Genomic DNA, 13,112 nt, shown 5'->3' with positions numbered 1-13,112 from the left:
ATGTGTTGCTCATCAATTTTAGTCAAGAAATTATGAGTAATTACAAAAGGTTTGCCCACGTATTTGGAGAATTGAATGAAATCATTGTTAAAAGTATCGTTTCTTGCTGCCGCTGTCATGCTGGCAGCAGGTTGTCAAGATGAAGGAAAACAAGAAACTCAGGCTGCCACTCAGGATGCAGCTAAACCAGCAGCGGTTCAGTTTAAGTCAGATGATGAGAAAGCAGCTTATGCTATTGGTGTCTCTTTTGCGAATTATCTGAGTACAAGTCTTGAAAAACCAAAAGAGTATGGCATCACACTGGACAAAGATATTGTGCTGCAAGGGATCCAAAATGCATTTGCTAATAAATCAGCGATGACAGATGAAGATGCTCGTAAAGCACTGGAAGATTTCGATAAGCGACTCAATACATTGGCAACCACAAAAGCCAAAGAGAAAGCAGAAGCAAACAAAAAATCTGGTGATGATTTCCGTGCTGAATTTGAAAAACAGGACGGCGTGAAGAAAACCAAGTCAGGTCTGCTGTATCAAGTGATCACGAAAGGAACTGGTGAGTCACCAAAAGCGACAGACACAGTTCAAGTCCACTATAAAGGGACACTAATCGACGGTACTCAGTTCGATAGTTCTTATGATCGTGGTGAGCCTGCAACATTCCCACTGGATCGTGTTATCCCCGGTTGGACTGAGGGTGTTCAACTGATGAAAGTTGGGGCTAAATACAAGTTTGTTATTCCACCTGAACTGGCTTATGGCGACAGAGATACTCCGTCGATTCCTGCCGATTCAACATTGGTATTTGAAGTTGAGTTGTTGAAAGTTGAAAAAGCGGATGCCGCTGAGAAAACAACCAAATAATAAGCCATGCTGGTGAAATAGTCGTTCAAGCATATTTCTGTGCAATAAAAAGCAATAAATGCCAGTCAGTTAAGCTGACTGGCATTAGCTTTCTAAGACGGCAGATTTTTACTGAATCCGTTTGATCCCCGCCGCCTTCATAATATATTTTTCATAAATCGGTTCACTGGTGCCTTTCTTCACTTTATAGAGGAAATATTTCTCGAAAGCGATTTTAGCGATGTGAACCCATTGCCCCATCGAGGTCCAGTTGGTATTCCGTGGCGGGTTTTGTGGCAGGGCAATAAACGCCGCCCCTTTATCCCCCATGTCGGCCAGACAGACTGCATTCATTGACGGCTTGGTTTTCACCGCTTCACCATGCTCAATACTGAGAATATTTTCTACAATCGCACTGGTCATGGATTCAATCATAAAACCGGTTTTCGGTGCTCCGACAGGAACTGGTGTTTCTTCAAGTGGCGGAATCGCAACGCAAACACCGGCAGCAAAGATTTCCGGGTAGGTCGGGCTACGCTGATATTCATCAGTCAGAACAAAGCCTTTGGGGTTGCATAAATCAGGGACATTAGCAATCGCTGGTGAGCCTTTAAATGGTGGCAAAAACATCGCCATATTGAAAGGTAAGTGATGTTCGAAATCGACTTCGCCTTTGCGGTTGAGCTCTTCAATATGGGCCATATTGGGTTCAAAATGAGTGGTGCGCGCATTACAAATCCACTGAATGCCCCGCTCCCGGAACTCGTGCTCCATTAATGCTTTTGAATCCCCGACACCGCCGAGTCCCATGTGGCCGATGTAAGGTTCGCTGGTGACAAAAGTCATCGGTACCCGAGCGCGGATTTTCAGTTTACGCAACTGGCTTTCAAGCGACAGGATATATTCATAGGCCGGACCGAAACAACTGGCTCCCTGAAGCGCCCCGACAATGACCGGTCCCGGGTTTTTGATGAGCTGCTGATATGCTTCGTGAGAATGTACCGCGTGGTCAACCGTACAGATTGACTGGGTATAACCATTCTCCGGCCCTGCTCCGGGGACGGTTTCAAATGCCAGTTTCGGGCCAGTACAGATAGCCAGATAGTCATACTCGTATTCGGTTCCGTCTTCAGTTTGCAGACATTTATTCTGAGCATGGATCCGAGCAACTCCGGAAGTATTGAACGGAATCCGGAATTTCTTCGTGTAGGATGTCAAATCCAATACAACCTGATCTCTGGTTCGCTCTCCAAGGGCGACCCAGGGATTTGAAGGAATGAAGTGAAATTCAGCACCTTCATTGATCAGCAGTATTTCATGATCTTTCGGTAGTTTCTGCCTTAATTCATATGCGATGGAGATGCCTCCTAACCCTGCACCAATTACGATCGTTCTTTTCATCTTTACTTTCTCTCTTTTTATATTAGTAATTTCTAAATTAATGGTAGCTTATATAATGAATTGTGCGCCCGATCTGCGTCACAGAAAGAAGATCAGATGAATAGACTGACTTGAGTGGCCGTAGAACCCCAGAAATGCAGCGCTCTATGATGAGTGGAAAAATGTAAATATTGTCGAAACTGAGTGCTGTATAGATCGTGACACGCCTGTTAAGGTACAGCTGGCGCATATGAAAAACCGCCGGCTATACCTGAGGTTTCGTCTTTGGACGGACTGAATCTGCCGGTTATTCTTGATGCTCTGGTAAAGTAACTGCATCAAGTTGGTTGATAGCGTTGAACAGATCGTCTTGGGTTATTTCTCTGGTTTTGAGCTCTTGCATCCCTGGTGTGACAGGTAATTGTGGGTCAACGAAGTTTTGGTTATCTTCGTCGGTTCTGGTCAGGTAAGTCATTAAGCCACTGCTGTTGGCTGATTGTACATTTGATTTAGCCGCAATGCCTTGTTCTGTGGCTGAGCTGTCAATCACAGTAATTTTACCCATCGCGATGTTGTTATTTTCATTGGTTTCAGCAACAACATTAGTTCTGTCGACCGCCAACACTAAATAATAAGTACCCGCCGTCAGGCCTGAAAGCATCGGGACGGTGATGGTGTGGCTTGAACCGTTGGGGAGTCTAATGGGTGTTTCGCCATAGAAATAGATAAGTTGCTTATCTGCATTGGCCAAATATACCGCTAGTGTTGGAGCTGTACCGCTTTTTTGCGAGCAATTGGCTGATGATACCACCGCATTAATGACAACTTTATCGCCTGCGGCGACCTGGTTCGGCGAAAAACTACCGGAAGAAACCAGCCAGTCCGGTGCTCCTTGCCCCCCGATCTTGACGGTATTCAAACTCAGTGCACTCGAAATACTGTAACTTGCTTTCACCTGAAATTCATAGGGGGCACATGAATTTGCCAGTACGGTTTTATTTTGTTCACTTAACACGGAATCCAGATTGACTCTGTATGTTTGTGTTGAGCTACTTGGGACGCAGCGCATCGTACCGCCTAAACCACCACTTCCACATGAAATATCAGCAAAATCACGTCCGATATTAATGCCGGATTTCCCACCATCTTGTGTCAGCGCAAAATTCACGGTGTTGCCATTATTAAAAATCTCAGAGCCGAACATGTGGTAGTCCACATCGAGTGTTTTCTGATCCGGATATTTGATCTCCGTATTGACGATACTGACATTACCCGGATAAATCGAGGCGAGAGCCGCTTGACTACAAAGGGCTGTGGTTGTGATTAGGCCAACGACTATTTTTTCTAGTTTCATACTTAGTTCCTATATGTTCATGATGATTCCGTCAGTGAGGTATGACGCTACCCTTGTAATAAATGAAACAAGACACATATTTATTTTTTTGCCATTATGAAACTAATTTTTTATGAGTCAATGCCATGTATTCTTTTTTCTCAACACTGTGATCAATGGAAAATAATGATCCGGAGAAATTGCTGTGGAGACGACATTTCAGGTGGGCTTACTAAACCAAGAAAGAAATTATACAGTGAAATCAGATGGGTGATTTCACTGTTAAGCATCAAACTACTGAATACCACACCCAATGTCGTTATTGAACAACTTGAACTTATATGAAATTGCAACCATATTATTACGGTTTGAATCTACTGCTGGCATCATTCATCTTGATGCTTTCATCGTCGGTAAGGATAGGAATATGAAATTGATAAAAATATTGGTCGTCATGTTGGGTTGTATGTATGCCTTGTCTGCTCATGCTGGATTTTATATCGCCAATGGTGTGTTGTATGAAGGGAATGGGCATCCTTTCAAAATCCGTGGGATCAATCATGCCCATACTTGGTATGTCAATCGGTTGAACCATGCTTTAGACGGGATTGCCGCGACGGGGGCAAATACCGTTCGGGTAGTTTTGAGTAATGGTCAGCGCTGGAATAAGAATAGTGCCTCTGATGTAGCGAATGTGATTCGGCAGGCGAAAGCAAGACATTTAATCACGGTGCTTGAAGTCCATGATACGACCGGGTTTGGTGAAGAGTGGCAAGCTGCAAGTTTAGATTCAGCGGCTGACTATTGGATCGAACTCAAAGATCAACTCGTCGGTCAGGAAGATTATGTCATCATTAATCTGGGCAACGAGCCCTTGGGAAATGGTGTGAGTGCCGATGTGTGGATCAATGATCATATCCATGCCATTCAGCGCTTAAGAAAGGCAGGTTTGACCCATACCCTGATGGTTGATGCGCCAAACTGGGGACAGGACTGGCAACAAATTATGCTCAACCATGCTCACTCTGTATTTGATGCTGACTCGCTGCGCAATACGATTTTTAGTGTTCACATGTATCAGGTTTATGGGGATTACCCGACGGTGAACAATTACATCACTGCTTTCCTTAACCAAGGTCTGGCGTTGGTTATTGGTGAGTTTGGTGCGAGCCATCAAGGTGAGGATGTTGCTGAAGATGCCATTATGGAACGGGCAGAAACATTGAATATCGGCTATATCGGCTGGTCATGGTCGGGCAATAATCAAGATGTTGCGGATTTGGACATCGTGAATCACTGGGATAACAACTCATATAGCGAATGGGGTAATATTCTGATCAATGGCGTCAATGGTATTCAGTCAACTTCTGCACCAGCCACAATATTCACCTGTGGCGTATCTTGTCAGTAACCTTTTGTGAGTGTTTATCTGCTCAATCATTAATCGGACGGAGATGATGTTATCTCTGTCCGGATTTTTATCTTACCAATATAACTTGTTATTTATCAATTAGATGAATATGAATTGGAAGCGGTCATACAGATTGGTAATAATTACAGGATTCAATATATCCCTGCTCGATTATAAGTAAATTGTTGTACTAATATGCTAATTGTTCCATTTTGTCTTAGTGGTCTGAGTTTGGGTGCGTAACATGACAAGACGCTGTTTTCATCTTGAAAAAAAGAAAACAGCGTATATAAGCTTGAATGGTTTTTCGCATCCGCATAGAAATTGCCAGACTAAAAGAGAGGCAGATTAGGGAGAGTATGAATGTTAACGGATAAAACTCTTTCGTGATGAATCCTGAATCTTCATCAATGCCATGCCCGAATATGAAGATGTTTGACGAGCTGGTTTGGTACGTTTTTGCCACTGTCGGTATACCTGATGTTTGATGAACTTTTTGTTCGTAGAGCTTTGCTCTGATCGAGTTTTGTTTCGGCAGCATCACTATATCAAAAGTAGCAAAGGAGAATATCTTGTGATGAATGTATCAAGTCATCGACACGGACTGACCAGACCTAATGTTCTATCTGTACTGATTTTTGCCGCATTAGCAAGCAGCGCAGTATCTGCTCAGGTGAGTATCGATTATTCAATTTCACCCGACGAACAAAATCATAAAATCAGTGATTTAATTTATGGGACCAATCATAGAATGAACATGACTGGCCATGAGAATTTCGGGTTCTATCGTCTCGGTGGCAACCGGACAACCGGATATAACTGGGAGAATAACTACTCCAATGCTGGATCAGATTGGCTGCATTCCAGTGATACCTATATGGTACCGGATGGTGTAGATGAAACCATTCCGGGGATCACGCTGACCGATTTCATTGATAATGATGTCATTCCCGGAGCGAAAACGATGCTGACCGTGCCATTAGCTGGCTACGTTGCCGCAGATAAAAATGGTACGGTACAGGAAGGGGAAACAGCGCCATCATCTCGTTGGATTCCGGCAATAGCGAAAAAGAATGCACCATTCTCATTAACCCCTGATCTCACTGATAATGCTGTGTATACCGATGAAATGGTCAACTTTTTAGTTGACCGATACGGGCGAGCGGCCGACGGTGGCGTATTTGCTTACTCACTGGATAATGAGCCCAGTTTGTGGTACCACACTCATTCACGAATCCATCCGGACAAACCGGGCGCCAAAGATCTGGTCGAACGCTCGATTGACGCGGCTCAGGCCGTCAAAGGCGTTGATCCGACTGCCGCCGTCTTTGGGCCTGCTTTATATGGTTTTGGCGCTTTTACCTCATTGAGTGATGCACCGGATTGGTCGAACTATTCGAATCAGTATCACTGGTTTATTGACTATTATCTGGCCCAGATGAAAGCGGCCGGTGAATCATCCGGTATGCGATTATTGGACGTGCTTGACCTGCACTGGTATTCCGAAGCAAGAGGGGATCAACGCGTCACCGATGGCAGTGCTGATTCAGTGAAAGATAAAAATGCCCGGCTGCAGGCTCCCCGGACGTTATGGGATCCTGAATATCAGGAAGATAGCTGGATTGCACAATGGAATATGGCTGAGCTGCCGTTGATTCCGCATATTCAAGATTCTATCGATGCACATTATCCGGGAACGAAGATTGCGTTCACCGAATATGGTTATGGTGGTGGCGATGATATTACCGGTGCAATTACTGAAGCCGATGTGCTGGGGATCTTCGGTAAATATGATGTTTATGCCGCCAACAGCTGGATTTTAAATGACGAAGAGAAATATTTAGCCAGTGCATATCGTCTCTATCGCAACTATGACGGCGCGAATGGGACGTTTGGCGATACCAGCGTCACAGCAACAATGAGCGATAAAGAAAACAGCTCTATTTATGCATCGGTTGATTCAGAGACCGGGTTACTCCATGTCATCGTATTGAATAAGAATATGAATGAATCGATCAATGGTGTGTTCAACATCGATTCAACCACGATTTATAAGTCAGGTAAGACTTATGTGCTCAATTCTGATTCTGTTGAAATTCAGGATAAAGGAGAGGTTGAGGTCACGAATAATCAGCTCAATTATGATATTCCAGCCCTGTCTGCTTATCATTTTGTCTTTAGCACCTCTGATGCCACCGATCCGACAGACCCAACGGATCCCTCCGATCCAACTGATCCGACAGACCCCACTGACCCAACGGATCCCGGAACTGATGGTGTGACGGTGTCCGTCAATATTCCACAAGATGGCAGTACATCATACTGTTCTGACGTTGTGGTCACCAACAATGGCTCTGAAGCTGTTGAATGGAACACCACTTTTGATGTCGAAGGCAGCGTGTACGCATTATGGAATGCAAATTGGGAGCAGTCCGGTGCTAAAGTAACCATTCGTGGTGTTGAGTGGAACAAAGTCTTACAGCCAGGTGCAAGTACCAGTTCTATCGGGTTCTGTGCCAATCGTTAAGCGCTATTTTTAAGCGACTGAACTTGCATTAAAATTTAAATCCCCTGTGGTATACACCGGGGATTTTTTATTGTACCAATCAAATCAAACATGATAAAAATTCATGTTTGATTTGAGTAAATATCACTTTTCTCATGTGAAGAACCGAGTACGCTATGAATATGATTCAATAGCAACTTGAGAAAATATCATGTCATTATCTATCCCCCCATTCCGTGCCGATGTGGTCGGCAGTTATCTTCGACCAAACTATCTTCATGACGCTCGCCGGCAGTTTGCTGCCGGTCAACTGACTCAGCAACAATTGACTGACGTTGAAGATCAAGCCATTACTGAACTTGTTGTCCGCCAGAAAGCTGCGGGTTTACAGGTGATTACCGACGGGGAATTCCGGCGGAGTTGGTGGCATTTGGATTTTATGTGGGGCATCAATGGCGTGGAGAAGTCTGAGATTGAACAAGGTTATCTCTTTGCTCAAATTGAAACCCGCCCGGAGAGTGTTCGTTTAACCGGGAAAATCAGTGGTGAACAACATCCTTTTCTTGAACATTTTCGATTTCTGATGCAATTCGCTGAAGACGGCATCGTGCCTCGTCTGACGATTCCGGCGCCAGCGCAATTTCTGAAAGAGCTACAGCGTCCGTGTAATCTGGAGCAGACCCAAGCGATATATCCGAATGAAACCGATTTGCTTGATGATATTGTTCTGGTTTATCAAACCTTTATTCGGGAGTTGTATGCGGCAGGTTGTCGCAACTTACAGATTGATGACTGTACTTGGGGGATGTTAACTGATCCAAAAATTGCGGCGGTTGCAGCAAAAGCGTCCACACCGGGAGAAGCTACTTGCGGATGTGGGGATTCTCACGAATTTGATCATACCCAAAGTATTGCGGGGTTAACGGAAAAGTTATTGCTGGTTAATAATCGTGCATTAGCAAATGCACCAGCTGATCTGATTTTGACGACGCATGTTTGCCGTGGCAATTATCGTTCGACCTGGGCAGCATCTGGTGGGTATGCTCCGATTGCTGATGTCCTGTTCGCCAAAGAAAATGTCTCTGCATTTTATCTGGAATTTGATACAGACCGATCCGGTGATTTTTCACCGCTCGCCAAAGTACCTCAAGACAAGCAAGTTGTTCTTGGCCTTGTTTCTTCGAAAACGGGTGAATTGGAAGATAAAGATGAAGTGATTACTCGCATTCATGAGGCGGCACAATATGTACCTCTGGAAAATCTGTGTCTGAGCACTCAGTGCGGTTTTGCTTCAACCGAAGAAGGGAATGAGCTGAGCGAGGAGCAACAATGGCAGAAAATTGCACTTGTTAAAGAGATTGCCAAGCAAGTCTGGGGATAAGCTGAACAGGGCATGATTGATATAGCCGCGCTTAAAATGAAGTAAAGAAAAAGAAGTCGCAGCTTAGCGGCGACTTCTTTATTCATCAGACATTCTTGATTTCTTGCATCTATCCTGCACAATAGCGACCTAATTTCGGCAGTCGTTTGGCGTGGATCTTCATGTTGCTCATTATTGATAATTATGACTCGTTTACTTACAACCTGTACCAGTATTTCTGTGAACTGGGGGCTGAAGTCAACGTCGTCCGTAATGACCAGATTGATATTGCCGGAATCACTTCACTTAATCCTTCCCATCTCGTGATTTCTCCGGGGCCGTGTACGCCGAATGAAGCGGGGATCTCTCTCGATGTCGCCAAACATTTTGCCGGTCAGCTTCCTTTGCTTGGTGTTTGTCTGGGTCATCAGGCGATTGCACAGGCTTTTGGGGCAAAGGTTGTCCGTGCAAAGCAAGTGATGCATGGTAAAGTCTCGTCAATTTGTCACAGTGGTCAGGGGCTATTCCATGGTTTAAATCATCCGTTAACAGTCACTCGTTACCATTCTCTAGTTGTGGAACGACAGAGCTTGCCGGATTGTTTCGATATCACAGCCTGGACTGAAACTGTTGATGGTGATGTTGATGAAATCATGGGATATCAACACCGAACCTTACCCATTGATGCCGTTCAGTTTCATCCGGAATCGATAAAAACCGAACAAGGTCATGCGTTGCTGGCGAATTTTTTACGTCGTTGAGTTGGTATTACGGCGCATCGTTACTGCAATATAATTAAATAAAAAATCATTTTTATTGCATAATTATACAATTGGGGTAACTTGTGACAGAATCATCTGACAAGTGTCGGTGCGGATGATATTGTCTGCTTGCAATGGTATTGTCTACTGACATTGGTGAATCGTATCTCAACCGCCGAAACACGGTCAGAATGAACAGATCATCTATACTGATGAATATTTGGATGAGGCGGTTGTAAGCTCACGAGCGGAGAGGGAGTGTGAATGGCTACACAGAATAATGTTGTTCGGGCACAGTTTGATGAGGTTATGGTGCCTTGTTACAGTCCGATGGAAGTGATTCCGGTGAAGGGAAAAGGGTCTCGGTTGTGGGATCAAGCAGATAAAGAATACGTCGATTTTGCCGGTGGTATCGCAGTCAGTTGTCTGGGGCACTGCCACCCAGCCATGGTTGAAGCATTGACTGAGCAAGCGCAGAAGCTTTGGCACCTGAGTAATGTAATGACCAATGAACCGGCATTGCGCCTGGCAAAAAAACTGACGGAACTGAGTTTTGCCGAGAAAGTTTTTTTTGCCAATTCAGGCGCTGAAGCGAATGAAGCAGCATTGAAGTTGGCTCGGCGGTGGGCAGTAGATAATTATGGTCCGGAAAAGTCGGAAATTATTGCTTTTAAACAGGGATTCCATGGCCGGACATTTTTTACGGTGACTGTTGGTGGGCAATCGACTTATTCCGATGGCTTTGGCCCGAAACCGTCCGATGTGGTTCATCTGCCTTATAATGATCTGGCTGCATTCAAAGCCCAGATATCAGATCAGACATGTGCCGTGATGATGGAGCCACTGCAAGGTGAAGGTGGGATTATTTCTCCGACAGCAGAATTTATTCAGGCGGTCAGAGCGCTGTGTGATGAACACAATGCATTATTAATTTTTGATGAAGTTCAGACCGGTAATGGCCGGACTGGTGATTTCTATGCATATCAGGGTATTGGGGTCACACCAGATATTCTCAGTACTGCAAAATCGCTGGGGGGCGGGTTCCCGATCGGTGCGATGTTAACGACGACGGCAATTGCATCTCACTTTAAGGTTGGGGTGCATGGCTCGACGTATGGTGGCAATCCACTTGCCTGTGCGGTTGCTGAAGCGGTGGTCAATATAACCTCTCAACCTCAGGTGCTTGAAGGCGTTAAAGAAAAAGAGCTGCTGTTCCGGGATGGATTAGAACGGATTAATGCCAAATACCCGATATTCAGTGAGATTCGTGGCAAAGGTTTATTGCTCGGTGCGGTACTGACTGAAGCTTGGCACGGAAGAGCGCGTGACATACTACAGGCAGCCGGTAAAGCGGGCGTGCTTGTTTTGGTCGCCGGGCCGAATGTGGTGCGCTTCACGCCGTCACTGGTGATTGAGGATATCGATATTCAGGAAGGCTTGTTACGACTGGAAAAAGCCATTGCATCATTAACTTAGTTTAAATTTTAGCTCAGGTTCGCAACGATCCTGAGCTATGCTTATAGTCAGACTGGTTTCATTTCGAACTCAGGTTTTCAGGGAGAGACATCCATGCTTGTGGTTCGTCCCATTACAATGACTGACTATAATGCGCTCTATCATTGTGCGATAGAATCTGGTTATGGCTTTACATCACTGCCTGTCAATGAGGCGCTGTTATCTCATCGTATTGAACATTCAGAAGCGAGTTTTGCCAAGGCAGATGTTCAGTCACCAACCGATGAGAGTTACCTGATGGTTGGGGTCGATAGCGAAAGCGGTCGGATTGCCGGTACGACAGCAATTGGAGCCTACGTCGGCTGGGATACACCGTCTTATTCTTATCATATCAGTACCATTCTTCATTCTTCCCGTCGCTTGGGCGTCAACAAAATCGTGAAATTATTGACGCTAGGTAATAACTATACCGGTTGTTCTGAGTTGTGTACGCTCTTTCTCTTACCCGAGTTTCGTGCCGGTCTGAATGGTCGTTTGATGTCTAAATGTCGCTTTTTGATGCTGGCGGAACACCGGGAGCGCTTTGCTCAGACCATTATTGCTGAAATGAGAGGCGTCTCTGATGAACAGGGAAACTCTCCGTTCTGGCAATGGTTGCAGGAACATTTTTTCTCCATCGATTTTTCTCTGGCGGATTATTTGACGGGGTCGGGCCATAAAGGGTTCATTGCTGAACTGATGCCCAAATTACCGATCTATATCAATCTGCTCAGCCCTGAAGCCCAAGCTGTGATCGGAAAGGTACATGACAAGACCAGACCTGCTTTAAAATTATTAGAAGAAGAAGGATTCACCTGTCGTAATTATGTCGATATTTTTGATGCAGGCCCGACGGTTGAATGTGATTTACGTCATATTGAGTCGGTCAGGCACTCTGTGTCAGCGACAGTTAAAGTGGCGCAACATCACAGCCAACAAAAAGTCATACTCAGTAATACTTCATTTGAATTTTTCCGGGCGACAATCGCCGAGGTCGATTTTCACCCGGAATCTGAGACTGTGATCGTGACGCCTGAAGTGGCTCAGGCTTTGTTGATTCAGTCTGGTGATCGGGTTCGTTTTCTGGTGATTCGTTAATCTCCGAAAGCCGGAAACAGGAATGCGATGACAGCCCAAGATGATTGATAAAGAAGGAGGCGCTATGACGCCGGACTCATTATTTGCCGCATTGTGGCAAGATTATACAACCAGGCTTTGCCCATCCGCACAGCTGATCCACAAACTTCTTCAGGAAGAGGAACCGCTCAACAATGATCATATTGCGTTGCGGACGTTTAATTTGTCACCAGTCAACCTTGACGTGATAGCCGCACCCTTTGTTCGGCTGGGATATGTGTCGAAAGGGCACTATCAGTTTGAACAAAAAAAGTTAGCTGCGCAGCACTTTGAACACCCGAATCCCAAGTTACCTAAAGTCTTCATCAGTGAGTTGGAAGTTGAACGCTGTTCTGAATCTTTGCAAAAGATCGTGAGAAGTCTGATCTCTCATGTCAGGTCCGACATGGTTGCTGATACTGACTTTCTTTATGGTGGGCGTTTATGGCCGATTTCACTCGAGCAATATTATCTGTTGGCGGAAGAGAGTGAGTATGCCGCTTGGGTTGCGGCACATGGCTACGGTGCGAACCATTTTACGGTGAGTGTCAATCAGTTGGCCCGTTTTAATCAGGTCGCGGATGTGAATGCTTATCTACTCCAACATGGCTTTGTGATCAATTCATCAGGTGGTGAAGTGAAGGGCTCACCGGCGTTATTTCTGGAACAGTCATCGATCATGGCTGATCGGGTTGCGGTTGAATTTGATGAAGCGGAGTTGTTGGTTCCCGGTGGTTTCTATGAATTTGCCAAACGTTATCCGATGGCGAATGGTATTTTATATCCCGGATTTGTCGAAGCTTCGGCTGACAAAATTTTTGAAAGTACCAATGATCAGTGATGTATCATGATCAATCGTCGCAAATAAAAGAGCCATCGCGAGGATGGCTCTTTTGTTGGTTCAAGCAAAA

Annotated in this window: 10 protein-coding genes; 8 read left to right on the top strand and 2 right to left on the bottom strand. The window is 45.1% G+C overall.

Features of this window, described 5'->3' with window-relative positions; translation table 11 throughout:
• The first annotated feature begins 75 nt into the window (after window positions 1–75).
• Entirely contained in the window at window positions 76–861 is a 786-nt protein-coding gene (gene fkpA / locus AC55NX_RS07630; protein ID WP_496995173.1) for an FKBP-type peptidyl-prolyl cis-trans isomerase, read from the top strand.
• Window positions 862–969: 108 nt separating this feature from the next.
• Here fkpA and AC55NX_RS07625 read toward each other — a convergent pair whose 3' ends face one another.
• Window positions 970–2,241, bottom strand: coding sequence for an NAD(P)/FAD-dependent oxidoreductase (locus tag AC55NX_RS07625; protein WP_496995172.1), 1,272 nt, complete (start codon window positions 2,239–2,241; stop codon window positions 970–972).
• Window positions 2,242–2,527: 286 nt separating this feature from the next.
• Window positions 2,528–3,574, bottom strand: a complete 1,047-nt coding sequence (locus tag AC55NX_RS07620; protein ID WP_496995171.1) for a CARDB domain-containing protein — start codon at window positions 3,572–3,574, stop codon at window positions 2,528–2,530.
• A gap of 406 nt (window positions 3,575–3,980) precedes the next feature.
• On the opposite strand from AC55NX_RS07620, the gene AC55NX_RS07615 reads away from it, so the two are divergent.
• From AC55NX_RS07615 to AC55NX_RS07585, 7 genes are all read left to right on the top strand, one after another.
• On the top strand, window positions 3,981–4,964 hold the full coding sequence (locus tag AC55NX_RS07615; protein ID WP_496995170.1) for a glycoside hydrolase family 5 protein: 984 nt from the start codon (window positions 3,981–3,983) through the stop codon (window positions 4,962–4,964).
• Between the two features lie 577 nt (window positions 4,965–5,541).
• Window positions 5,542–7,491, top strand: coding sequence for a glycoside hydrolase family 44 protein (locus AC55NX_RS07610; protein ID WP_496995205.1), 1,950 nt, complete (start codon window positions 5,542–5,544; stop codon window positions 7,489–7,491).
• Between the two features lie 190 nt (window positions 7,492–7,681).
• Window positions 7,682–8,851, top strand: coding sequence for a 5-methyltetrahydropteroyltriglutamate--homocysteine S-methyltransferase (locus tag AC55NX_RS07605; protein ID WP_496995169.1), 1,170 nt, complete (start codon window positions 7,682–7,684; stop codon window positions 8,849–8,851).
• A 161-nt stretch (window positions 8,852–9,012) separates the two neighbouring features.
• Window positions 9,013–9,591 (top strand): aminodeoxychorismate/anthranilate synthase component II, encoded by a 579-nt coding sequence (locus AC55NX_RS07600; RefSeq protein WP_496995168.1) that lies wholly within the window; start codon window positions 9,013–9,015, stop codon window positions 9,589–9,591.
• Window positions 9,592–9,855: 264 nt separating this feature from the next.
• Window positions 9,856–11,067: an aspartate aminotransferase family protein gene (locus tag AC55NX_RS07595; protein ID WP_496995167.1), complete on the top strand. Its 1,212-nt coding sequence runs from the start codon at window positions 9,856–9,858 to the stop codon at window positions 11,065–11,067.
• Between the two features lie 93 nt (window positions 11,068–11,160).
• A complete protein-coding gene (gene astA / locus AC55NX_RS07590) occupies window positions 11,161–12,183 on the top strand; it encodes an arginine N-succinyltransferase (protein WP_496995166.1) in 1,023 nt (340 codons plus the stop codon).
• 64 nt (window positions 12,184–12,247) lie between these two features.
• Entirely contained in the window at window positions 12,248–13,042 is a 795-nt protein-coding gene (locus AC55NX_RS07585; RefSeq protein WP_496995165.1) for a DUF1338 domain-containing protein, read from the top strand.
• Window positions 13,043–13,112 lie beyond the last annotated feature (70 nt).

It is taken from the genome of Vibrio rubrogenes (assembly GCF_059641415.1).
This window is presented reverse-complemented; position numbering and strand designations above follow the sequence as displayed.